This window comes from Telluribacter humicola (assembly GCF_017355935.1).
GTDB lineage: Bacteria > Bacteroidota > Bacteroidia > Cytophagales > Spirosomataceae > Telluribacter > Telluribacter humicola.
Genome location: NZ_JAFIQT010000004.1, coordinates 35161 through 59609 on the forward strand (window position 1 = coordinate 35161; position 24449 = coordinate 59609).

Annotated in this window: 24 protein-coding genes and 1 pseudogene; 6 read left to right on the forward strand and 19 right to left on the reverse strand. The window is 42.3% G+C overall.

From position 1 onward, the window contains the following. Positions 1 to 45: 45 nt before the first annotated feature. Positions 46 to 276 (reverse strand): hypothetical protein, encoded by a 231-nt coding sequence (locus JUB14_RS18260; protein ID WP_207508178.1) that lies wholly within the window; start codon positions 274 to 276, stop codon positions 46 to 48. A 114-nt stretch (positions 277 to 390) separates the two neighbouring features. After that, the gene (locus JUB14_RS18265; protein WP_207508180.1) at positions 391 to 822 is read right to left on the reverse strand and encodes a response regulator; all 432 of its coding nucleotides are present in this window, start codon (positions 820 to 822) and stop codon (positions 391 to 393) included. 300 nt (positions 823 to 1122) lie between these two features. On the opposite strand from JUB14_RS18265, the gene JUB14_RS18270 reads away from it, so the two are divergent. The 3 genes from JUB14_RS18270 (at position 1123) to JUB14_RS18275 (ending at position 2268) form a co-directional block, all read left to right on the forward strand. Next, the gene (locus JUB14_RS18270) at positions 1123 to 1530 is read left to right on the forward strand and encodes a response regulator (protein WP_310586167.1); all 408 of its coding nucleotides are present in this window, start codon (positions 1123 to 1125) and stop codon (positions 1528 to 1530) included. A 275-nt stretch (positions 1531 to 1805) separates the two neighbouring features. After that, on the forward strand, positions 1806 to 2048 hold the full coding sequence (locus JUB14_RS27910) for a recombinase family protein (protein ID WP_262897616.1): 243 nt from the start codon (positions 1806 to 1808) through the stop codon (positions 2046 to 2048). After that, positions 1999 to 2268: a recombinase family protein gene (locus tag JUB14_RS18275; protein ID WP_262897617.1), complete on the forward strand. Its 270-nt coding sequence runs from the start codon at positions 1999 to 2001 to the stop codon at positions 2266 to 2268. Before JUB14_RS27910 ends, JUB14_RS18275 begins: the two co-directional genes overlap by 50 nt. 107 nt (positions 2269 to 2375) lie before the next feature. Here the strand turns inward: JUB14_RS18275 and JUB14_RS18280 are convergent, their stop codons facing one another. The 11 genes and pseudogenes from JUB14_RS18280 to JUB14_RS18320 all read right to left on the reverse strand — a co-directional run bounded on the left by JUB14_RS18280 (position 2376) and on the right by JUB14_RS18320 (position 9889). Beyond that, a complete protein-coding gene (locus JUB14_RS18280; protein ID WP_207508182.1) occupies positions 2376 to 2783 on the reverse strand; it encodes a hypothetical protein in 408 nt (135 codons plus the stop codon). A gap of 472 nt (positions 2784 to 3255) precedes the next feature. Then, positions 3256 to 3456, reverse strand: coding sequence for an STM3941 family protein (locus JUB14_RS28165; RefSeq protein WP_374757824.1), 201 nt, complete (start codon positions 3454 to 3456; stop codon positions 3256 to 3258). 29 nt (positions 3457 to 3485) lie between these two features. Then, positions 3486 to 3908 (reverse strand): annotated as a pseudogene (locus JUB14_RS18285) (IS1 family transposase); the annotation flags it as partial. A gap of 23 nt (positions 3909 to 3931) precedes the next feature. Further along, positions 3932 to 4195, reverse strand: a complete 264-nt coding sequence (locus JUB14_RS28230) for an IS1/IS1595 family N-terminal zinc-binding domain-containing protein (RefSeq protein WP_445515044.1) — start codon at positions 4193 to 4195, stop codon at positions 3932 to 3934. A gap of 24 nt (positions 4196 to 4219) precedes the next feature. Then, positions 4220 to 4585, reverse strand: a complete 366-nt coding sequence (locus JUB14_RS18290; protein ID WP_207508186.1) for an STM3941 family protein — start codon at positions 4583 to 4585, stop codon at positions 4220 to 4222. Between the two features lie 287 nt (positions 4586 to 4872). Further along, positions 4873 to 5304, reverse strand: coding sequence for a hypothetical protein (locus JUB14_RS18295; RefSeq protein ID WP_207508188.1), 432 nt, complete (start codon positions 5302 to 5304; stop codon positions 4873 to 4875). 252 nt (positions 5305 to 5556) lie between these two features. After that, on the reverse strand, positions 5557 to 6225 hold the full coding sequence (locus JUB14_RS18300) for a hypothetical protein (protein ID WP_207508190.1): 669 nt from the start codon (positions 6223 to 6225) through the stop codon (positions 5557 to 5559). Between the two features lie 155 nt (positions 6226 to 6380). Beyond that, positions 6381 to 6785, reverse strand: a complete 405-nt coding sequence (locus JUB14_RS18305) for a hypothetical protein (protein ID WP_207508192.1) — start codon at positions 6783 to 6785, stop codon at positions 6381 to 6383. 48 nt (positions 6786 to 6833) lie between these two features. After that, positions 6834 to 7232, reverse strand: a complete 399-nt coding sequence (locus tag JUB14_RS18310; RefSeq protein WP_207508194.1) for an Imm50 family immunity protein — start codon at positions 7230 to 7232, stop codon at positions 6834 to 6836. Between the two features lie 270 nt (positions 7233 to 7502). Then, positions 7503 to 8072 (reverse strand): hypothetical protein, encoded by a 570-nt coding sequence (locus tag JUB14_RS18315; RefSeq protein ID WP_207508196.1) that lies wholly within the window; start codon positions 8070 to 8072, stop codon positions 7503 to 7505. Between the two features lie 218 nt (positions 8073 to 8290). Then, on the reverse strand, positions 8291 to 9889 hold the full coding sequence (locus tag JUB14_RS18320; protein WP_229368004.1) for a TlpA family protein disulfide reductase: 1599 nt from the start codon (positions 9887 to 9889) through the stop codon (positions 8291 to 8293). 1606 nt (positions 9890 to 11495) lie between these two features. On the opposite strand from JUB14_RS18320, the gene JUB14_RS18325 reads away from it, so the two are divergent. Together JUB14_RS18325 and JUB14_RS18330 are read left to right on the forward strand one after the other, a co-directional pair. After that, positions 11496 to 11990 carry an N-acetyltransferase gene (locus tag JUB14_RS18325; protein WP_207508198.1) on the forward strand — a complete coding sequence of 165 codons (495 nt, stop codon included), beginning with the start codon at positions 11496 to 11498 and terminating at the stop codon, positions 11988 to 11990. Continuing rightward, positions 11965 to 12477, forward strand: a complete 513-nt coding sequence (locus tag JUB14_RS18330; protein WP_207508200.1) for a hypothetical protein — start codon at positions 11965 to 11967, stop codon at positions 12475 to 12477. Before JUB14_RS18325 ends, JUB14_RS18330 begins: the two co-directional genes overlap by 26 nt. A gap of 91 nt (positions 12478 to 12568) precedes the next feature. On the opposite strand, the gene JUB14_RS18335 is transcribed toward JUB14_RS18330, so the two are convergent. The 6 genes from JUB14_RS18335 to JUB14_RS18360 form a co-directional block, all read right to left on the reverse strand. Then, on the reverse strand, positions 12569 to 13420 hold the full coding sequence (locus tag JUB14_RS18335) for a DUF5712 family protein (protein WP_207508202.1): 852 nt from the start codon (positions 13418 to 13420) through the stop codon (positions 12569 to 12571). 6 nt (positions 13421 to 13426) lie between these two features. Then, positions 13427 to 13861: a BfmA/BtgA family mobilization protein gene (locus JUB14_RS18340; protein ID WP_207508204.1), complete on the reverse strand. Its 435-nt coding sequence runs from the start codon at positions 13859 to 13861 to the stop codon at positions 13427 to 13429. Positions 13862 to 14614: 753 nt separating this feature from the next. Further along, on the reverse strand, positions 14615 to 15616 hold the full coding sequence (locus JUB14_RS18345) for a metallophosphoesterase (RefSeq protein WP_207508207.1): 1002 nt from the start codon (positions 15614 to 15616) through the stop codon (positions 14615 to 14617). 328 nt (positions 15617 to 15944) lie between these two features. Beyond that, positions 15945 to 17063, reverse strand: a complete 1119-nt coding sequence (locus tag JUB14_RS18350; RefSeq protein WP_207508208.1) for a phosphatidylinositol-specific phospholipase C1-like protein — start codon at positions 17061 to 17063, stop codon at positions 15945 to 15947. A 10-nt stretch (positions 17064 to 17073) separates the two neighbouring features. Next, positions 17074 to 18822: a RagB/SusD family nutrient uptake outer membrane protein gene (locus tag JUB14_RS18355; RefSeq protein ID WP_207508212.1), complete on the reverse strand. Its 1749-nt coding sequence runs from the start codon at positions 18820 to 18822 to the stop codon at positions 17074 to 17076. A gap of 47 nt (positions 18823 to 18869) precedes the next feature. After that, the gene (locus JUB14_RS18360) at positions 18870 to 21947 is read right to left on the reverse strand and encodes a SusC/RagA family TonB-linked outer membrane protein (protein WP_207508213.1); all 3078 of its coding nucleotides are present in this window, start codon (positions 21945 to 21947) and stop codon (positions 18870 to 18872) included. Between the two features lie 1293 nt (positions 21948 to 23240). On the opposite strand from JUB14_RS18360, the gene JUB14_RS18365 reads away from it, so the two are divergent. After that, positions 23241 to 24236 (forward strand): SDR family NAD(P)-dependent oxidoreductase, encoded by a 996-nt coding sequence (locus tag JUB14_RS18365; protein WP_207508214.1) that lies wholly within the window; start codon positions 23241 to 23243, stop codon positions 24234 to 24236. Positions 24237 to 24449: the final 213 nt, after the last annotated feature.

Sequence of the window (24449 nt, forward strand, 5' to 3'; positions counted from 1 at the left end):
CATCATACTACGTTCAGGTTATCAAGTAAGTCTGCATCAGGGGTGCTATTCCAGCCGCAGCAGGACCCCGGCCGCCTCCAGCTGCTCCACGATCAACTCCGGGTCGCGGTCATCAATATACTCCCCATAGAAAAGCAGCATCTGTCTTTGTAGCGAGGACTTGTACATCTCCAGAGATAGTCCGGTGTAGTAGGGCGAGCTGTCTTTCAGCGCTTCCAGCACCTGGCAGGGCGAAGGGCCACTAACAATCTTTCCGGTCGTAGTCAGGTATTTCATCAGATACACGGGTTTAGTCGCTTTTCCATCAGCTACCGTGGATTACAATGTTATTAAAGGAAGCGCCGAGGTAAGCCAAACCACTACCTATAAGAGCGGATTTGACAAGTGGAATCAAAGGCCCTTATTTCTAAAAAGCTCCTGCCGTTTCATACAGAACTTTTCTAAATATCGGGTATGGGATGCTTTCAGTGGTTTACTAAAAATTTCTATGACACAATTGTAACTATGCGCCTTCAAAATGTCATTCGGATTAACCGAAGAGGAGAGCATACAGAAACACACCTGGGGGAACTTCTTTTCATAGAGTAACATATAGGCATCCAGAAACTCCCAGCCATTCATCAGGGGCATGTACACATCAAGTAGTACCAGCTCCGGAACCTGCCCGTCGGCCCCTTTGTCCAGGGCTTCAAAGAAGGCTAATCCCTCCCTTCCATTACTAACAGTATGAATATTTTCAGCAAAATGATTATCAAGCAGCGTGGTCTTAATTAAATCAATAGTCAAATCATCATCATCAATCAAAAGAACATTTTTAAACATTATTAAAGGTAACCCTTTATTAGCTGGTAATTACTATTTATTTGACAATCAATAATTTATACCCTTGACAGGCCGGAGAGGTACTTTGTTTTTAACATCTCAAGAGCCAATGACTGCCTGAGGTCACTACTCCGGACGCCGTCTTAGCTTCTTGCAGAGCACCGTAGCCGGTGTCCCCACAGACAATGACCTACTTTAACCACGTCTATTGGACCGTAGAGAAGCTTTTGACATTAATTATTGGCTCTATGGATAGTCGTGACAACTTATGAATAAAACAAAACAGGCACCATCATCATTATCGAAGACGACCCGGAGGACCAGCTGCTGCTGGAAGAAGTATTCAAAGTTCTGGGCTACCCTAACAAAAGGATGTATTTCACCGATGGATTATCGGCCCTGGACTATTTGTATACAACCCCGGACCGGCCTTATATTATTATCTCAGATATAAATCTACCCAAACTCAACGGCCTGGAACTAAGAAAGAAAATGCAGTCCGACGCCGAGCTGAGTCTGAGGTGCATTCCTTACATATACTTTACCACAGCGCAAAACCAGCAGGCTGTTATTGAGGCTTACAGTAGCTCGGCGCAGGGTTTCTTTGTAAAGCCTGCTTCATTTGCCGAAATCAAAGAAACCCTCCAGGTGATAATTGAGTATTGGAAAAAGTGTAAGGCTCCCAACAATTTTTTTCCCCAACCCTAGCCCCACCCGCCCCTGGGTCTATACTCCGATAGTACCCCCATCAGTTGTAGAGTTACATACACTACTAGCCCAAAACAAATAAGCTAAAATCAGCACGCGACAGGCCTTTTTGCTTAATTATCCTTATGGTTTATAAGACCGTTTAAATGATAATATCTTGGCCGGTTTGCTCATCAATCCCTGATCGACCTGACCCTTCTTTCTGCCATTATTTATATTGCCATGTAATTTAACTAAGTGTATTATATCCGCACTTGTTGAGTTTCATAAACAGTATGGCATACATAGGATACGCACGAGTCTCCACGATGGAGCAGAACTTGAACATGCAGCTGGATGCGCTGCAGAAAGAAGGATGTAGTAAAATCTTTAAGGATAAAGTATCCGGAGTGAAGGCGGGTAAGCCCAACCTCGAGAAGCTGATGGAGTATACCCGACCGGGGGATACTATTGTGGTTTGGAAGCTGGATGGCTCCGGCCACCCGGCGGTTGGGAAGAAGTACCATTCAACTCATTGAGCTGGTCGAAGAACTAAAGAAGAGAGGAGTAAATTTAAAATCACTCTCTGAGTCTATTGATACCAGCACTGCCACCGGTAACTTGTTCTTTCAGTTCATGTGTATCCTGGCTGAGCACGAGCGCAACATTATCAGAGAGCGTACTAGGGCTGGACTCGCATCAGCCCGAGCCAAGGGACGCACTGGACGACGGCCTAAGGGACTTAGTGAGCGCTATTAGAAGATTGCTCCGGAAGTGAGGGCGATTTATGAGCTAAATATACGTAGCACAGAAGCTATAAGAGAGATATTACAAATCAAAAGCCAACCTAATAGATAGATAAAGATTCAGCTTGCAAAATGTTCTTGCTTATATTTTGCTACTATTACTAAGAATACAAATCCTACAACAAGTAAAGTTACAAAAAGCCATTTGGCTTTATTGATACTTTCTTGATTTTTTCCATCTACACTATAAGCATCAACCTGTTCAAGGTTCCATGTAAAAGGATTTAATATAAAGTAAATAAAAATTAAAATTATACCTGATGCGCTATATGTATTAGGTATCTTTTGAAGGATATTTAAAGGTTTAAAGTACATTTCTAAAAGGGTTATCAATGGAAGTAGCCATATACCGATTAATAGACATAATGTGAGTTTTGCAAAGAAAAGATGTGATCTACTTCCTGAAAATCTCATTCGTATCTTATGATTGAGATATAGAGCAGCTAAAATGTTGTTAATAGAACTCATTGTACTTTGACTATATTTTATCTTGTTTAACATTGAGCATAACTTTCCATGCTCATCAAATACCATCTTGACGACGACCGGCTGCACCTTTCCTAAGGGGTTCGATGAGTATGAAGCTACTAAGGAAGTTGTGCTGGCTGTAGCTGCCTTTGGTCATTAGATAGCTATAAGCAAGGAGTGTGCCGTCTCTTTCATGTGGGGCTCTGATAAAAGGTAATTTTATCTAATGGTTGCTCATACAGGATATGCTATAACTGTGCATATAAGGTAAATGTACAAACCTCACATTAAGCTCTCATATATATTCTAATGGTCGTTTAATTTTAGGACAAGGTAAGCCCTCAGTTCCAGGAATTATTTGGTAATTTCTTTTTAGTTTGGCCGCTACAAAGGTGCAACCATCCTCAGCATTTGCTAACTCCCTAACACGCTCTTTATTTAATTCTATAGAGTTTATTAAGATCTAAGTACTTTACTTATATCTTTTAGATTCTTGGGTTATTAAGGCTTCCAAATCTTCTAAGTTTATCTTTAACGAGTTTGATGTTATTGTAATAGGAGAGCCATAAATTTTGCAAGTCATTTCTGCGGCTCGCTTTAAAATAGAATTATTAGTTCTTTGTATATATTTTTGAGGATTATTGGTATGCAATATTAAAAACTTTGCCGACATGACCTGCTTTTTCTCGGTAGTGGTAAATATTAAGGTGATTTGGATTTGTTGTAGTAGTTGATAAAGTTGAGGATTCGCCCAAAGTGACTGTCATCTGTTTTGGCAAAAGCTAATGTTTTTCTGGTTAGATGAGGCTGTCGCTGCCTGAGCGTATTGTTGAAGCGCTCTATATGAGCGGTACCACCAGCCTTTTGATAATGCCTGTCTGGCGGGATAACAGCTTCATAGACTGTATATAGGTCAGTGTAGAAGACAGCGTTCTGCTGATAGAAACTATCTATACTTTCCCACAGAAACTTACCGCAGTACTCGCTTCGATCGCCCGTAGCCAAGCCAACAATCTGCCTGCTTTCACGCTCTATGGCTAGCCAGATCCAGGTTTTAGTCTGTTTGCTGCCAACGAATGAAAACATTTCATCCACTTCAATAACAGGCCTGATCGTTGAAGTATCTACTTGTACAGCAAGTGAATCGTCTACTTTTTTTTAGCTAATTTTATAATTGTAGGACGACTTACGCCTGTCACACGCTGGATGCCGCGTAAGGACGTCCGTTCAAGCAAGAGCTTTTCCACCTGCTCGTATCGCTCAGCTCGCTGCTGAGCCACATTGCTGATGGTGCCATACTTATTGCAGTCTTTGCAATGGTATTTTGGCTTGCCAGATGTAGAATGACCGTTCTTCCGTAAGTTTAAACTGCCGCAGCGTTGGCACCTATGATTTGTAGTTTCGCTGATCATGAGGCAAATATAAGAAATCACCCCTTAATTTACCACTACCTTTTTCTCTACCTTAGTAATATCCTTCCACTCAATCAAACCAACACTCGTAGCATTAGAATTATCTGTTATCCCAAACTCATCAATAATCAAGCCTGGCTTATTGTCAAGTAATTTCCAGAGTATAAAGATTACACCAACTCCACAAAAGACCACTCCTGCAAAACCTGATATCCTAATAAGTTTAGAGCTTCTAAAAAAAGGTGAAACAAAATCTTCTGGTTTTACAGCTCCTAAATATCCAATTATTACAAATACTACACCTGCGATAAGAAGCAGTACTAGTTTCTTTCTACTCAATAGAATTATGATTCTATCATTCATAATCAATAATATGAAATTACCTTCCATTATATAAGTTTTCAACACTTGGCCTGCGCCTGAGCTCCAATCACTACCAAAATTCCTTCCATATAATCACTGATTATCAAGTGGTGCAGGCCGTAGCTACCGTCGCTCATTCGATAGTTATAAGCAAGGTGTGTGCCGTACCTGTGAATGTGGGGCTATATAAGGATGAAATTTTATCTAATGGTAGTTTAGCAATGTATAAGTAACTAATTTCAGTATCTGAGGAGCAACCTGATCATCAACAAGCTCCTGTATATATTTTAAGGGTCATTTTAGATTAGGAAGTGCTACTCATCGGGGTGGTGGTAAGCCGGAAGTCCTGCTGGTAGTTCTTTCCAACCTAACCTTGGGATAGTCACCAACGTATCCGGTACATCCAGATCCCAGAGTATCTTATGTTTTCTATAATCCTCACACCATACCTGAATCCAGTACCGTCGCCTCATTAGTTCTTCCTTATCTCTTTCCCACCATGAGCCTCCTGTGTTGTATATGTTAGCAGGATCATCCATAGTAAACCTTTTCCCATTAATATTATAGGTGTACTCTAATCTAAATTTACCTCTTAATCTAAATGTCCTTGTAGGTTTTGCTACTGTATATATGGAACACTGCTCTAGTTTCTCCTGCAGCCTATACTTGTCATATGCATAAAACACCATGAATGATGCAACAAGAATGAAAAATATTGCAAGTTTAATATTTTTTTCTTCTGCCATTATTTATGTTGTTCTGAATAAACAGGTGTTTTGGCCTTATCTATTATTGTCGATGATCTGTGTAAACACACCAAATCTCGTTTTATGAGCAATGGGAGTCTCTTCATTACTATGTGTTAATACCAATCTTCTGAAGTTACCTTATAAACTAAACTGTGTATTAAAATGGTGGTTTTGCCGCACCAAGTCTTGCAGGTCATGTATAAGCACATCACCTACTACCTTTCCGCTGTGTTCAGATGATATTAGGGGCTATTTCTCGAATTCTAACTTTTTAGTATTATAGATTCTCTTTTTCATATTCTTTTCTGTATAAAAAGTAAGCTCAACTCTTTCATTATCAATAAAGACAGCCCCTTTTCTCCAGTACAACGATGAAGTTGACTTACCATAATCATTCAGAGGAAATGGACTGATTTCTTCAAGTTTGTAGGTGCTCTTTGCATCACCTTTTTGATTATAGATAGCAAATACATTCACACCATATCCAATCGAATACCAGTTATCAAAAGTGGCAACCGACGAACCATCATTCGCAATTATTGCATGAACAGGGCAAGGATTATTCAGCATACTTCGCTTCCATATCAATACGCTTTCTGCTCCACTTACATCATACAGCTCTCCGGTACAAGGAGTTAGAACCGTGTCCTGCGCTGAGATATTGCGCAAGAATTTATCCTTTTTACGTAACATCTTTTTCGTTTGTGGATGTCTGTTACTTTTAAAGTATTCCCATCGATAATACTTCTCAGGAACGATTTGAGGCGTGATGATTAATTTATATTTTAGATTGTCAGAGTAATACACCTTTATTTTTGGTGGTTGCCAAATATCAGCCCTAGCTTTAATGGAGCCAATAATACCCCAGAGTAAAATAAAGTAATGTAGATATCTATAAGACAGATACTTATTAATCATATTTATATTGTCTAACTTCTTTGAAGGAAATATATGCTAGCTAATATTTCTTTTGATTGAATGTATGTATAGCCTAGATCATTCGCCTCGACCATTGTAGGTCAAATCGTCCCTTATGTACTTTAAGGGTCCTTTTACAAGTATATTTTACACAGTTAAAGCTCATATTTTATTTTGACTTCTGTTGCAGTATTCACATTTTCTTCTTTTTCATACCGGGTCGAAAGCTCTATAAAATAAATAGTCTTGTCTGCGGCATCCCTCTCATAGGAATAAATCCTTTCATACTCAAACTTTGAAGTATCAGGATTAGCAGTTTGAAAGTACCCATCACCAGAGAGAAGAAACACCTTACCATCTTCTCTAAATTTCAAATAGCCTGAGAAGCCATCATTTATACCTGAGTACTCGGCCCATATCCTTGTGGCACTTCCATCTATATCCTGGTAGTAAAAGGTGGTTTTTCCACACTCATCAACTCTTTTGATTTTGGTACCTTTATACCCATAGGTTGTTTCTGTATCAATATCACAACATGAGCCTATTATTATAGATAACACGCACATTAGGCACTTACTGGTAGTAGTCATTTAATATGAACAATTTGATCAGAATCTTGTATATCCACCTATAGAATTTAGATAAAGCCACGATGTTTTTAAGACTAATATATCTTCTCCTAAGTCATCTGTAACGATTAACATTTTGCGATCTTCTGTCTGATTAACCATTATGTTAGCAGAGTTATAGTTATAGGTTCCTAAATTGAACTTTTCAATTTCAGCTTGTACTAGGTCTATAATTACTTGTACCGCATTTACATTCCTGTATGCCCATTTATCTGGCATAGGCTCTGGCAGTTCATATAAGTCAAACCTCAAACTAACAATTAAGTCTTTTCCAGTTAATACTTTAACTTCATGAAGTAAAACATTTATAAAACTCGGTATATTGTCACGATACAATGCGAAAAGCGGCGCGCTTCTTTCAAGGTGAGAAAGCCACATAGTTATTTAAATAAAGGGTGGTAATTAAGGGTTAAACAAGCTATGGTTTTGGTGCTCAAACCACCACGGGGTGCCTCGCTTGCTAATGAGTCTGTTTACCCTCATTTCCATCTCTCCGGCGACCCGGTTGAGTTTTAAGCAAATAAGCCAGGGTAGGTAGAGAAAAGCAGTGTTTTGTAGCAGACGCATTGTTGTATAATCTGAATTACGCTAATTGACTTTTTCACAAGCAAACATAAGAAGAGCGAGTTCTAATTTTGTGGACTACTACTATTTTTTGATAAAATCAATTTGCTCAATTCCTCTGTTTAAACCCTTCCAAATCATAGGCCCTGATGTAGTTTCCAAAGAGAAATTCTCTGAGATGAGTCCAATTTGCTCAAGATATTTCTCTTCCTTCTCTATAATATGAGATGTACCTGGAGGGTAGTTGTATTCAATAAGAAAATAACCTTTAGATCCTTCTCCTTTCTGATTATAAAGCCAAGAACCGGCTATCAAATCAAGTTTAATTGGATACTTCTTGGTCCCATATTGAATGTTTCCCTCATACCGGCTACTCCCAGGATCAGGTTGACCAGAAGCCAGTGTTAAAGTAAGCGTAGCGAAATTGGTAAGAATCGTGTCATTTTTTAGCTTAAGCTCTGCGTGATACGTGCTATTCTGACGTTTGATCTGGATTTTCCTCATGTTCCACGTACCAGTTATATGGGGTACCAACTCTTTGAGAAACTCTATTCTAGCCTGCTCGTAATCTACTTTCGGAGCAATGCTTCTATCTACCGAACACTGGCTGAAGAGTAGGATTCCAATTAGCGCTACTGACAGTTTACTTTTCATATGATTAATTCTTTGTCAAAAGGTATGGCTACGCTATGGTAGAAAGCCTGGTTCCGCTGAGCTAAGGGCAATGGCCATTTGCAGCTCCAAGGTACCCTGTTCAGCGAATAGCTGTCAATACTGTAAATCCGGTATATTAGTGTCTCATCCTGATAAAAGTCCACAGAACTAGGTTCCTATGTGCGAAAAGGGTCGTTTTACCTTTGGATTACACACACTTAGGGTCTATCGGCTAGTTGGGTGAGGAGTAGGCCAGTGTCGCCGCTTTCGACTCTGGGAGCATTGGCATAAGTGACCTTTCCGGTTTTGTCGAATATCATGTACCGGGGAATTTCGTTCAGCTTTTGTTTCCTAAGAAATTCAGAAGCTTTAGGATTTACCACCAGGTAGTTTTCAGGGTATTTATCCAGTTTCTCCTGGGTGCTGGCCGTTAGCCACGGTTTAGGACTTGAATCAATAGATAGATACACAAAGACAACCTGTTTGTTTTTAAGCCCCTCCCGCAAACCGGCTGATGCCGGCATTGCTGCTCGACAGGGAGCACACCAGCTGGCCCAGAAGTCCACATAGATAACTTTGCCCGCGTGACGTTTCTTAATTTCATCCAGCGTGAGTTTATTTCCCTTGGTGTCGGCTAGTACTACCGACCCAGTTTCATTCCGACTACTGTCTAGATCAAGGGCAAACTCTTCCCGTAGGGAATGGGTCAGGGAGGTATCCTTTACCAGAGTCTCGTATTGTTGGAAGTAAGCCAGGAAGTCCTCGTGGGGGTAGTAATGTCGGATACGTCTTACTTCGCGGGCTAACAAGAAGGCGCGATCCTGCTCACTGAACAGTGGTGAGGTACTTAGCTGCGCAAATACTTCCTTACGATCCCGGTTAGAGCCATCCATTATTTCTTTGTACGAAGCTCGATTAACGATGTACTTCTCGGCAACTGCCTCAATGAACTGACGGTGGTAGGGCTCGGGATAGCCATAGGGATTGACCTGGTATTTTTGCAATCGTGCTCCCACCTGCGGCTCAGGTACCTTATCAGTTTCCATATCCAGGAGATGGCGCAGGTGCTGCACCTTGTTCTTGTGGTACTGATAGGGCATATCTGCTAGCTGGTCCAGCGCGCGGAGCGAATCCAGCAGCCGGTCTTCCTTCTGCAGATACTCACTAGCATCCAGGTACATAGCTTTTTTGAGTGGATGTAATATCCTTTCATTCCTTTCCATTTTTTGTTGCTGGCTAAGCCCTTCACTTGCTGCCATCATTGTCTTACTGGTTAAAACTCCCGTAGCTAAAAAATTTATTGCGCCTAAATACCTCCCTAAAGATGAGTACTGCCCACATTGGAAATGGTCACGCACCAGCTGTTCAATACCGTGGTCGAATGGACGGGTGGTGCGGTTCAGGATGGTGAGGTGTGGGCGTCCCTGGCGGTATTCAATCTGAACAGAGTCCCCCTTCTGAAGCAGGTACTCGTTGTAGTCCAGGTAGTTGGTTAGGTGGCGCAGGACCAGGAACTTTTCTTTAATAGGTAGGACGATGGGCTCGGGTAGAAGGCCGGGCTTGATTTCAATTTGTTCCTGTTCGTTTCCCCAGTACAGGGAAATGAGCCGGTCATTGCGCAGCCACATCTTTTCGGTGTGGTAGTAGTAATTATCAATGTCAGGTTTATTCTTAAACAGCACCACGATGGTGTCAGGTGTGCTGTCTTTTGTTTCGCTCGCCTCTGTTTTGCTCGCTTCACTACTAGCCTGCTCTGTTGTGCAGGAGGTACAATATAAGAGCGGAAGAACAACGAGTAGAGTAAGAACTGTTCTCATAAGAAATGGTAGTTTTAACGTGTAAATATTGCTTCGGATCAGGCTATCAGACCAGGATATGAACTCTCATTTTATAATTCACATCTCCAGCTCTTATGTAAAATAAGTCAGCAGATATCTTAAAGAGTAGAGGCAAGCGAAGGATAACTAAAATTTAAGTTATACAATTCTGCTTTAAGTGCCTTAATTAGGAATACACGGTTTGAAAAAATTTATCCAACGGTCATCTGCCAGTAGTTACGCCCCATTAGGGAAGATTGTAGATGAGAATGAAATACCTTTAGAAGGGGGGCGTATTTATTTGGCTGGATTAGAAAGGAAGGGACTTACAGCTATACCTACCTTTAATGTAAGGACAATGTCTGACAAAGATGGCAATTACACCTTATCTTGTATCAGCAGGCACACATCGAGTACAGGCGATGGCAGAAGGGCTCTATTTGATCAATTATGGAAGGGAGGGGCAATATGAAATAGCTGGTGCACCTAACAAAATACATAGTGAGAACTATGGACTACTATAATAAACTTTCAGATGATAGAGCTGTAAAATCTGAAAAAGAGCAGGTGTATTGATGTGTAGATAAAATTAGTTCTATACTTCGCGCGTTGCCCCTTTGGGCTCTCAGCCACATTCCCCGGTAGGTTTACTTCCATACTGTATAAACTAGGGGTTATATATTTGTCAACAGGCACGGCTACGATTTTGTAGAAAGCCTGGTTCCGCTGAGTTAAGGGCAATGGCCGTTTACGGCTCCAAGGTGCCATATCGTACTACTACCTGTCAATACCATAAATCCGGTATATTAGTGTTCCATCCTGATGAAAATCTACAGTCTTTGATACCTCTACTAGGTCCTACTTCCGATAAATCCATTTTATATATATCAAATATTGACTTTACTGTTATCAAGCTATTTCAGGTACTTACACTAGTTCCACTCTTACATTACGATATCTTCATTGCTCAGTATTCGATCTTTTTCCAACATCCTCATTTGCTCCTCCTTACGGGTTAGTGCCCCTGTCGATTCGAGTTTATAATATTCATACTTGATGTAGTACTTACCCATAAAGTTTTAGCCATACAGACAATTGTTACCGTATTAGTAACGTGGATCATTCGCAGGACAAGGCACTGTTTTTCTCCCAACCTTTCTCCCAACTTGTCTCCCAACCTTCATGTATTACTCTGAATTATTACGGTAACAATTCCTTCTGTCTTGACTACAGGCACTGGCATGCAACTTACTACCATAGCCTAGTGTTGATGGAAACATCTGCCCAACCTGCTCCATCCTATGGATGGATGCGTTTAAATAACTATTGATAAGTGGCCTGTGGCTTTTACCTTGATGCTACATATGCTAGCTTCATGGTACTTACCAATCCACCAGTATTGATACCCTTAACTCAATCTTCAAACCTTACTCCTACTACCTTCTTCCTTCCTCATCTACCGCAATAGTCGCTGTAAGTAATGACATTAATGATGGTCAACTCGACAAAATGTCTAGTCCCATTTACCCTTGACCCTAAATTATAAATAGTTTACATAATTTGTAAACTATTTATAATTTAGGTAAATTCGTGAAACATCTGAAACATGTATCTGCTCTACATAGGTGTAAATCCACCGGCATATGTCAAGGCTGTTATTGAACCTCTTACTAGTAGCGACCTTAGTAAGCTAACACCAAGAGATTTTTATTTTAACTGGAAAGACTTTGAAGATACTGACCTGTGGAAACTGCGTCTGCAAGACAGTAACGAGATATTGGCAGCTATGTCACTAACAGGCTTTCCCTCAGAGAGCCGCATAGAGATCAATCTGATTGCCAGCCGACGTAACAACGTTGGACCTGAAAAACAGTACGATCGTGTGGCAGGTTGTCTGATCGGCTGGGCGTGTCGTTTAGCAGTAGGGAAGTATGGGGTTGATGCGTGTGTGTCTCTAACCCCTAAAACCCAGTTAATCAACTATTATAAAAATAAGTATAGTATGCTTAGTGCCGGTACGCAGCTTTATGTAGATGGCCCTACCCTTTATCAGCTTATTCAAACATATATTGACCATGAACCTGGAGAAGATAACCCCTGAAGAACTAGTTGATGGCTTTATGGTACCGGCTCACCTGACGGATGAGCAGCGCCGTACAGCCAATCTACAACTAGCTAACGTTCGTCAGAAAAGAATGGCTGAACGTTCACAACAAGAGAAACTGTATGGTCAACTCTTACAGTTGAAGATCCAGATGGAGGACTACATCAGGCAGGACACCTATGATCCAAAGAAGAGCTTTTCCCATTTCCTAAACTCCTACATTGAGCTTTTACAGAAAAAGAAAAATGAAGTAGCTTCTGAGCTTGCTATTCATAAGACCAAGCTTAGCCAGTTACTTTCTGGTCATCGCGAACCATCGGAGGAAATATTCATTCGGTTAGAACTTCACTCCAACAGGTTTATACCTGCTCACCACTGGTTTCGCCTTTCCGTGAAAAAGCAGGAGCATGCCCTAATGACCAACAGCTCCTTGAGGAACAGGGAGAGAGCACACGTAAAAGCAGGTATAGAGCTAGCATTATAGCTAACCAGGGAAGGAAGAGCCTATCCCCCACCTTTCTCTTAACCAGGACTCAGGAAGTTACTGCCTTTCAAAAGAATGGCTGGAGAAACAATTAACGTAGTCTCCGCCGTTTAACTTCCTGAACCTGCCTGATGACGGATTGCTGTTGCTCCCGGCTCTTCTGCACTTCCATTTGCTCTTGAGCCTGCTGCAGGCGTTCCTGCTCCTTTTTCTGAGCCTCTGCCCGCAGGATCTCCAACCGCTGCGCTACGCGCTCCTGCTGCGTGCCATGCTGCTGTATCCTACTATACTCAAAGCGCTCGATCAGCGGCCGCTCGTAGTGGAACTGCCGGTCAAACTGCTCTTCGCTCATCTGGATGAAGGCACTGCGGTCAAAGCCTCCTTTGACGGCTCCCTTCTCCGTAGCCCGATGATTGGTGGCCGGGCTCAGCTTCAGGGGGTGCTTCCGCAGGAGCCCTCCCCCCTGCTGCTGCGCCTTAAAGCCCTGTAGATTCTCCGTCCGGCTTACGATCACGTGTACGTGCGTCTGCGCCCCCGGCTTTTTCTTTCCCTTTTGTTCTTCTCCCAGCTGTACCGCCCGGTCCTGGCTACTATGGCTGCGCTCCCTTTCGATCTTGCCGAACCACACCAGATCCTTTCCCGCTATGCCCTTACCAAAGTTGTGGGCATAGTGGTTCATTACCTGCCGGACATACTCCCGGAGCCTGACCGGATCCTCTTCTATGTGCCTTAGCTCTGATTGGCTGGGGCTGATGATCACCTGGTAGAACTTCTCCTCCTGCCGTCCCAGATTCCGCTTGTTCTGGTCAATGGCCGGCGTCACCAGAAGGGCAGGTAACCCCTGCTGCTCCTGGCTAAACCACTGCCCCCTCTCCTGCTTCTCGAGATAGTTGACCAGTCCTTCGCAACTGCCCGCACTTCCCCCGCTTATCTTGACTACCATGCGGGCCTAGTTCTTTTTAGGTGAGTTGGGATCAGCAGGTGGCACCGGTGGCTTCGGCGGGCCGGCTAAACCCGCCTTAAAGCGGTCGCTCAGCAGGTCAGGCCGGATCGAGTTGCCAATTGCGCGCAGGTGGGCCTGCCCGATCTTTCGGGGCAGGTCTTCCTGCATCAGCGTGATCAGCACCTTGACATCATCCGACAGTGGGCGCAGGATCTTCTTTTCCTGCTCGCGGATAAAGCCGATCAGCCGCTTGTCGAGGGCTTTGATGGCATCGGTAGGATTGACCGCCTGGGGATCACGTGGATCGGCCTGGGTCACTTTGAAATACCGGATCATGGCACCAAACAGGTCTTTGTTGGTCATACCGTAGGATTTAGCCAGGCGCTTGAACTCTTCGTACAGCTCAGGATCCACATCTACACTTTTCAGTGATCTACTCATAATACGTACAGAAACAAAAACGGAAATCTACCTCTGTAAATCAGCCTGTTAGCAGGCGAATACGGACACCTTCCGTTTCACTAAGTTAGTGATATAAAATTAAGTGGTTGATAAACAGCCTTTTCAGCCCCGCAGGGCGAGCCTCAGAACAGTCTGACCGCAGGGAATACTGTTCCGGCTCGCTTCTTATGAAAACGTAAAAAATGCCAGGAGGTCAAAGAGAAAAGAAAAGATGGAGCAAGTAGATCAAATTCAGCCTTTTACCCTCTGCTCTCCTATCAACTCCCTGAGTGTCAGGTCTGAAAACCTGCGGGCAAAGATACAAAGGAAAGCGATGTGAAGGTTGTAGAGAAACAAGTTTATCTACTTCTTAACCAGATACTTAGAAGTGTGTTAGTTTGTGTTACTGGCGTGTTAGCAACGTGTTACTTTGTGTTACTAGCATGTTACTTTGTGTTACTGGCGTGTTACTTTGTGTTACTGGCGTGTTACTTTGTGTTAGCAACGTGTTAGTTTTCCAGGTAAGGAGCTTCAAATTTACAGAAGGGCTAATAAGTACAACTAGGAGATAAAATAAGCTGCATGCAAAGCCGAGCATTACGCTGAAATAGTTTTCACTTGTTCATCCATTTTTATGGCGGCAACCAGACAAGTGGTTGAATGCTGAATGACAGTTATCAACAGTAATCATCAAATTGAATCATAGCTCGCACACAGCTGTTATTCGTAGTTTGCCCTACTATGTCTTTATGATTATTTTTCAATTCTTACCTTCTTTAGGACTTTTCCTTTACGATCAATTGCCTGCATCAGGAGCATATTTTCCGTAAGTGCAAAAGTCATAAAGCCCTGTATGGGTGCAAAGAAATCGTGCGGCCCCCTTGGCTTTAAACTTTCATTTGCTTCTGATCCTGCGCCGGAAATAAAATGATGAGTTACTTTGTTTTTCGGGTGGTAATACTGCAGGTGGTGCTCATGGCCGCTCAGGTATACATCTACTTTATACTGTTCAAAAATTGGTTCCAGGGAGTGACGGACGTGTGGCTCCTGTAAAGCTCTGTTTCCAGCGGTGTACATCGGGTGGTGCCCTACTACTATTCTCCATTTCACTGTAGGGTCTTTATCCGCTAATACCTGCTCCAGCCATTGCTTCTGATCGGTGCTGTCCTGCTGCACCAGTTCCTCGCCATATGAACTATGGTAGGCAGCTTTGTCAAGTGTATTAGTATCCAGATATATAAAGACTGCTATTGCATTTTTTCCAACGCTTCGCTTGAAGGTATAATAACGGGCAGGCATGTTCCAGCGCTGACTGATGTTGGTATAATCTATCTGGGCCTGCGCATTGCCGGCATAGTCGTGGTTGCCCAGCACCGCATACCAATCACGGTGCAGCGGGTACTGATAGAATACATTTTCGAACGACAAACGCCAAAGCGGATCGTGTACACTCGCCACCCCGTGCGGGTAAATGTTATCGCCGGTAGATATAATGAAACTGGCGTTTGTGCCTGTTACGGCTTTAGCTAGTTGTTCTGCTATGTCCCTCTGAAAGTACTCCCCGCCCCTACCAAAGTCTCCTATAGCGGCAAACTCCAGCGCACCATCAACTGACTCAAGCTTCTTAATATAGCCGCCGCGATACCCCTTGGCATATTCGGCCTCATAATCTTTGGTTTGTGCCTGCGCCTGTGGGCTATAAGTGGCATAAAATACAAAGGCAAAGCAAAGACGCTTGAATAAAATGTATACCATATTCGATAATTAACAATCAATAACCTGTCAGCCGAAATTAAAAGTTTGTCTCGAAAATGAAAAAGATAGGGTTCGACAAGCCTATTGTGTTTTCACTTAGTTTTATAGAGTTGGGTATCTATGGATAGTCCGTCGGCAGACCCGCAAGCAGTGACTCTACTATGATATTCTTGAACATGGAATGTACTATAAATAAAAAACTATGTTAAAATTATGCCGCGATAGAAGTAAGATATTAGCTCACTCCCCAGCTTTATATATAACAGTGTACTAATGAATAATGACTGGCAGAGTAGTCTTTGCCAGTCATTAAGTAAGGTCTCAAATACTACTTCTTCAGGAAAGGATTCAATCTAAAATACTGGTTTCCTTCGAAGCTTACCTCATAATCAGAAACAAAATGAGTACTTTTCTGATAGTAGTCTGTCGTGATTATCTGAGCGCCTGATTTAAGGGCCGCTTCATACTGGCTTCTGTCATTCGTTCGAGCCTGGGTTGTATTGGCATCTGCCCGAGTACGTACAATGTACCCTTTCTTCACCAATTTCTGTATTCTGTCTGCTTCTTTTACAGGATCATTCATAATGAGGATAGCTGCTTCTGGCGTACCGGGTTCGGCATTTGCAAATAGCACACGTCCTTTCAAAGATGGATGATCCTGGATGTAGGTAGCCCTCTTTTCATCCTTCTCATCAAGCACAAAGATGAACTTGCCCTTTGCCTCTTGTAACGAAGGCCAGTTACCCTGAAGCACAGCTTCTTCCAGAGTGCTATACTTTCCTCTTACCTGATCTGGCGTTATCAGTTTATCCTTTCCCAGCTTATCCAGTATTACGCGGTCAAGTTGATCCAGTACAGCAGAGGTAAATTTCTCCGGTACTGTAAAGCCCTCTCTTTTAATGGCCTGATCCTTAGCATTCATGGTGATGAAGACGGGCTGATGGCCGGGGTTTTGATCTGACCACTGCTTCAGGTCCTGCAGGCAGTTCTCCAGCGTCAGGTAATGGCTCCTGAAATCAATTTCCTGGATATGGAATATTTTAAAGCCAGGCTTCATCATCTGCTTTTCCGGGTCATATGCCTTGGCCTGGTTATTCACCCAGTCCAACCCTTTTGGGTGCGCATACTTCCCTCCTTCAGCATCTGCATAAATATCAATTTCCAGATTTCCTAAACCCATATTCAGCTGCTCAATAATGCTGATGTGGCTATAGTCTATGCCATTTGCCATATCTCCACTGGTTTGCTTCAGCATCTGAAATAGGGCGGGATCAATAGCTTGCTTATAACTGTTATGAGACCCTATTACCTGTATATGGTTAAGTGGGATGTGCGCTGCTTCTTTCACAACTTTACCCGCTATATCTTCTTTTTTGGTACTGGTTCCTTGAGCCGCAACAGCACCAGACAATAAGATACCGGATAATATGATGGCAATTCCTTTCATTGTTGTAGCCTTAGTAACCTTGGTTTTGCACTAAAAATCCTTCTTCGCTAGAAGCTCCGTCAATGGCACGTTGTGGAATCGGAAACAATCTTTTGTGGACATTGCTATCGGTTTTCCCCGTCCAGTTGTTTTCATATTTTCCAAACCGTATCTGATAGTTTCTTCTAAACCCTTCCCAGTACAGCTCGAATCCAGATTCACGGAACAATATATCAAGGTCAATCGAATTCAAAGCATCAGGAGTCTGATCAGGCCGTGCATTTCTAGATGTTCTTAACGTATTTATATCGGCCAGAGCCCCGGCATTGTCGCCATTTCTCAACTTAGCCTCGGCACGCATTAAATAGATTTCTCCTAAACGGATCAAAACTAAATCAACACTACTGTAGCTGCAACAATTAGGAGCGGTGTGGCTAAACTGATATTTTGAAAACCGGTAACCTGTATTGTGTAAACTACCCGGACCGGTAAAATCAACATTACGAGTATGGTTAACGTAGGTTAAATTGGCACCACTAGTTCTTTTATTGATGATAGGATATATTCTTACTTTACCGTCGTCGCACGTCAGTATATTTCCTCCTCCATCTTTTCTTGGGCCCCAAATGACACCGCGAAGTATTCCCCTGTCGATTTCAAACTTAGTGGCATCCACACAGTAATAATGCTCTGAATCATTCAATGGACTTACCTGGCTAAGATCCTTGAGTGTACTAGGTATGACCGTATTTTCTTTATAGAAACGGGCATCGGCAGCGGCAGGATCCACATTTCCGTAAGCATCTACCCAGGTCTGGTAAAAATCAGGCGTAACTGCCGCCGCATCCGTTCCGCGTGTGTTGGGATACTCCGGTCTTGGAACCTGATCACCGGATATCGACCAATAGGCCCAACGTTGATGGTCGGTTTCAAGTACTCCCCTTTGGTCGAGTGCGAATATGAGTTCTGGATTAGTATGGTTATCATCACTGAACAAATCAAAATATTCAGGGGCTAATGAGTACGGACCGGCAATGATATCACTGGTATACTTTATAACCTTATCCATATCCTCCTTTTTGAATACTGGCTTACCATACGGATCACGATATACGGCAGCATTTAAATACAACCGTGCCAGCAACGCATTCACCGCATGTTTCCCTATTCTACCAGGGCCATTATTGTTTTTTATGACATTCACAACCGACAGAAGTTCACTCTCTACATAATCAATGGCTTCTTGTCCACGTAGAATTTCTGATTTTTGGTTGGCCTGCTCTTTCCTGAAAACAAGGCCCCAGTTATCAAGTGCCAACAGATTGAGATAGGCTTTCATGGCCACCATTTCGTAATAACCATCCTGGGCTTTTTGATTACCAGTTTCAGCTTCCAGCTTCAATCTTTCCGCAGCGATTACCGCTCTCGATAAGGTTAAGGTAATTTGTGTCCAGGTATCCCCAACCAGGCTATTGCTGGGAGTCATGAGATGCTGGTGAACCGCAATGAACTTGCCACCATCAAACCAGTCAGTACCCCCACGGTAAGGAAGGATAGCTTCATCGGAAGCAATCTCCTGAAGTCCAAAATTATTTGTGTGCAGCCATACACCATACCGGAGAAGACCATATACGGGAGCTATGGACCCACTCACCGTTTCGGCCTGGCCGGTTCCTGTCAGTGACTCATCAAAGACTTCCTCACTTAGATCGGAACAACCAAAAAAGGTGAACAACAATGCAATTATCGGTAGGCTTCTATTAAATTTTATGTTTTTCATGATGTCTAGTATTTCACAGTGCCATTAAAAAATGGTTTCTTTCTTTTTTAGAAGGTTAGATTAAGGCCGAGCAGGAACGTTCTTGCCCTTGGATAGGTAAATCGGTCAATGCCAAAAGTTTGGATTCCTCCTGAGGCAGTTCCCGTATTGATTTCAGGATCGAATCCTGAATAATCAGTTATGACAAACAGGTTTTGACCAGTCAGCGTAAGGCTGATGCGCTGAAAGGCATTACCCAGTCTGCTCCCGGTCAAGTTCCAGTTATAGGCCAGAGTTGCGTTGTTCAACCTTAGGAAAGAGCCATTCTCCAGGTATCGGGTCGATACCGTATTGGCATTACTCAATGCTTCATTGGGGTACTGAACGGCAAAGTCGGTTGAGTTGTTGGACTTAGCCAGCTGTGCCTTACTGTACAGGGTCATAGTCGTGTGATTGTAGACCTTGTTTCCTGCCACTCCATTGAAGTTTAGACCCAGATCAAAAGACTTATACTTGAAATTGAGGTAATAACCATAGATTAGTTTGGGGATTGCGCTGCCTACAACAAGACGGTCATTGTCCAGTATTGCACCATCTCCGTTAGTGTCCCTGAATATGTTCTGTCCGTTCTCAGCGTTGATACCATCAAACTGGTACATGTAGAAGGCACCGATTGGCTCATTGTTGATGTAGCCATTAATGGTCGCGCCCGTCTGGCCAGAACCCTGAGCTGCCCCTGTTGTCAGGATCGCGTAGGGTGAATCCTTAACCTGATTCCAGATATAGGTGATATTACCTCCCACATTATAAGAGAAGTTTCTCTGCGGGGCACTACGGTAATCCAGGGTCAGTTCAACACCGTTGTTCTGGATGATCATGTTTGGAATGTTGTTCCAATAGGTAGAGGTAGGCTGAACAGGATCGTTAGGAACAACCTCCAGAAGTATATTGGAAGACTTTTTATTGAAATAATCTAAGGTACCGGTCAAACGGTTGTTAATCAATGCAAAATCAACTCCTACATCTACCTGGGTGGAAACCTCCCATTGTAGATCCGGGTTTGCCAACCTAGTAAATATAATCCCGTAGGGATAACCCTGTAGTGTGGTGGCATCGGTATCAATGGGATACGTACTGATACTACCGGAACCTGTCTGTAATCTCTGCTCTAAATAACTGGCTTTTGTGATTTTGGAAGGAATCTCCTGATTACCGGTCCGGCCCCAACTTGACCGCAGCTTCAGGTTGTTGAAAACCGAATTGGCCATAAAATCCTCGTTGCTGATGTTCCATCCCAACGCGAAAGAGGGGAAAAGACCATACCTGTTATTCTCTCCAAACTTAGAGGATCCATCGGCACGCATCGTACCGGTAAACATATATTTATCGTTAAATATGTAGTTCACTCTGCCGAAGAAAGATTGCAGCTGGTTTTTGATAGCTTGCGAACTTACCGCAGTAGGGAATACAGTTGTACTGGCATGATCTTGATAGATAGGGTCAATATTATTGTTTGCAAAACCACGGTAAGTAGTTGTCCTGGTCTCATCCATAAATTCTTGAAAGGAGTGTCCAGCCAGTACAGTAACATTATGTACATCCTGACTCCAGTTATAGGTAAGCGTATTTTCAACAAGTTGATTGGTATTCGCACTTACTGAAGCATCCAATACTCCATTAGAAATATCAGACTCATTGACAACGGCCAGATAAGGCTTGTACTGCTGGTTCCTGTTGGTAGCGGAATAATCAACCCCGATGTTCAACTTATACGTAAGGCCCTTAACTAGTTCTATGGACGGTGAAATGTTTGCTAGAATGCGGTTGTTAATGGCCATGTCACTGAACAGGTCATACCTGGCAAGCGGATTCAAGGCATTGGTATTTAATAAGGTAGGCTTACCGTCCGTGTACGGTGCTATCGTCGGATTCAGACTAAGCATATCACTTATTGTAGACGTTATACTCGGACGTAAGTTTTCGGTTCGTGAGGCCGTTAGATTATAATCTATTATTAGTTTGCCATTGAATGCCCTTTGATTCAGATTCAACTTTCCCGAATAGCGTTTTAGCCTGCTGTTCTTCAGGATTCCCTCCTGATCCTGGTAGCCTACGGATGTGAAGTAGGAAAAATTTTCACTACTGGCACCGCTCATAGACAGGTTAAGATTGTTTGACACTCCCCTTTGAGTCAACTCATCCTGCCAGTTCGTATTTGCACCAAAATCTTCTAATTTACCACCAACAGCCACCACTTGCTTACGGAATGCGTCGGCATCGAAAACATCTATTTTGTTAGCTATGGAGGACACTGCTGTAGATGCAACAAAATTGACTTGCGGCTTTCCCTTTCCTTTTTTAGTGGTAATTACTACAACTCCATTTGCTGCCCTGGACCCATATACCGCAGTTGCACTGGCATCCTTTAGCACATCAATGCTTTCTATATCGTTAGGATTGATAAAATTTAGTTGATTGGTGGGAACACCTGTAGAGGAATTGTCTAGGAGAAAGCCATCGACCACGTAAAGCGGCTGTGTTCCAGAACGCAAACTACCAATACCTCTGATAATTATATTCTGTGAAGCTCCGGGTTCGCCACTATTCGCGGCAATGGAGACACCGGCCAGTTTACCCTGCATGAGTTCACCTGGATTTGTTACGACACCCCGGTTGAAATCTTCACTACTAACAGAAGCAATGGCACCGGTAATGTCTGACCTTTTCTGAGTGCCGTAACCTACCACAACAAGTTCATTCAGCTGCTTGGTATCAACGGATAGCGTAACATTGATGGCAGTATTTGTTACCACGACCTCTTGCGTCTGGAAACCAACCATTGAAAAAACTAACGTCTCGTTGAGGTTAGCTTTGATGGTATACTTACCATTTGCATCCGTCGCAGTACCAATCGCCGTGTTCTTAACCATTACAGTAACGCCTGGCAAAGGACCTTTTTCATCCCGAACTGTTCCCGAAATTGTGATTTCTTCACCCTGTCCCGCTTTCTCAACGTACAGAGTTGCCTTGCCTCCCGTAAAAACCCTGGCACCTAAGCTATCTGAGTAGGTTAGAAGCGTTCCGGAAAGAACGGTGGCAAAAAGAATGGGTCTTACTTTAGAAAGATTATAAAGTTTACTTTTCATATATTTTATCTAATTCCAGTACTGAATGTTGCTGGTAAAAAATTAAAAGAATGGTTAAAAATAGAGTTCGAATTTTAATTCACATTATATAGGTACTTGAAGTTAATTGTAAGAGAATCAGCTCTACTATAAATCTATTAACGGGAGTACTGATTTAATTTCATTTGCTATAAACAGAAATATCAATTCAAATCATACAAGATCATTTCTTCAAGTGTATAAACTAATTTAGATCTTTTTAAACTACCTTACTTAATGTACTATAAATACGCAAGATCAAGTACAGCTACATTAATATTATGACTCAATTGCTCTATAAATAATTCGCTCTATAAGAGTAATATGAAGCCGCAAAATAACCCTCACGACATTACTTGATGATTTTGTTTCTGTTAGCGAAATGTTAATTAAACACAGGTTATATTATCAATTTATTAAGGATGTCTAACAAGAAGAAATCAGACTAGTAATGGTAGAAACGTTAAATTTGACAAGAAAGAAAAAGAAAACTCAATAGGATATAGTAGGAAACAGCTAAACTGGTAGTAAGCTAAACTCATAAAACTTCGTAGGGTCTAAAAATATCCCTATTAAGTACCAGGCAACCTATTCACTTCGGGAGTTGGAAAGAATATTCTAGAAAATAGAGGGAGAAGAACTTGATAATGACATCTATCTATTCTGTTGTGAATAGAGTCTCCAACCTCAACTCAGCCATAGTTCTCAAAGACACAGAAGCTAGTGATAGCTCTTGAAGCAGATAGTAGAGGTGATGTAGTGATCCGTGAAACACTCATAAGTGATACCACTACCGTAGAAAGGTTAGAATGGGACGCTATGGAAGGTAACTGCCATAACAAAAGTGTAGTCATTAACTATGATGACCAGAAGCATCGAAAGTAGTAGATAAATGAAAGTGGTCAGACTCTACGGGCGACAATTCATATAGACGTAGTAGGAGGCAAGGCAGATACGCTCATGTACTACTTATGAGTAGTGCTAAGAGGGATCAAACGTCCATTCATACAACAGACCATGACTACGCTCTATTTTACAAGCTCCGCCCCCTCTATGGCCTCATTGAATTCAATGAGGCTCCGTTTAGAAAGCCACCATCAGCAACAGAACTTAGAGCTGATACTAAACTAACATCACAGAGTACCGCCTTCATTTGCTACAATATAAAGTCATTAAGGCGACTTTTGAACAAAGCTTAAAAGGACGTTTGAACAAAGTCGATTATATATATCCAGCCTACTTTTGTCCTAAAAAAACACTAACAGTATTAAAGCAATGGGACAAAACAATTACCAGGGAGCGATGCAGAAGCCGATAGGTTCTGGATTCAACGCCACATCTACAACAACTGATGTAATCAAAGGAATAGACCTTACTGGTAAAATTGCCATCGTTACAGGTGGTAACACAGGAATAGGTTTAGAAACTACCAAAACACTAGCCGCCGCCGGAGCAACTGTAATCGTTCCTGCCAGAGATATCGAGAAAGCTAAGAGAAATCTAGCAGGCACTTCTAATGTAGAGTTGGAAACGATGGATCTAATGAACCCAGACTCCATTGACACCTTTGCAAAAAAGTTTTTAGATTCGGGCAGACCACTCCACATACTCATCAATAATGCGGGTATTATGTGGGTACCACTTCGCATGGATAACCGCGGCGTTGAATCACAATTAGCTACTAACTATTTAGCTCAGTTTCAGCTTACGGCAAGACTCTGGACTTCTTTAATAAAAGCTGATGGGGCACGAGTAATTAACGTATCATCGCAAGGACATCATTTCGCACCTTTCGACTTTGACGATCCTAATTTTTTGCATCGGGAATATGAAACATTGCAAGCTTACGGACAGTCAAAAACTGCTAGTAACCTATTCTCTATGGAATTAGACAAACGGGCTGAAGCATACAACGTAAGAGCTTTCTCATTGCACCCTGGTTCTATCCACGGAACTGAGTTAGGCAGAGAAGCATCATTAGAACTTTTTCAAAAGATGGGCTTCTGCGACGCAGAAGGTAATCTTTTAAAAGAGGTGGTGGCATCATTGAAGAATATCCCCCAAGGTGCAGCTACCACTGTCTGGTGTGCTACTACCCCACTACTTAATAATATTGGAGGCGTGTATTGCGAAGATGCCGACATCGCTGAGTTAGCTCAAACCTCTACGACATCGTCAGGCGTAAAACTTTATTCTTTGGATGAAGCCAATGCAAAACGATTGTGGAAATTGAGCGAGGAAATGACTGGCATAATTTTCAACTTTGATTAAATTCAACAAACTTATTACCCTGACTTATAAAGATAAAGTTGCCGTCATTATGGGCGGCAACTTTAATTTTTTATATTAAACCCATTAAACGTATCAGCCAAATTCGAAGTAGGAAAAGATTACTTCCACACAATTTATCATAATAAATTTAAGAAGCAATTTCAAATAGTATATAATACAAACGCTTTTTTATAATTAAGTATTTAATATCAA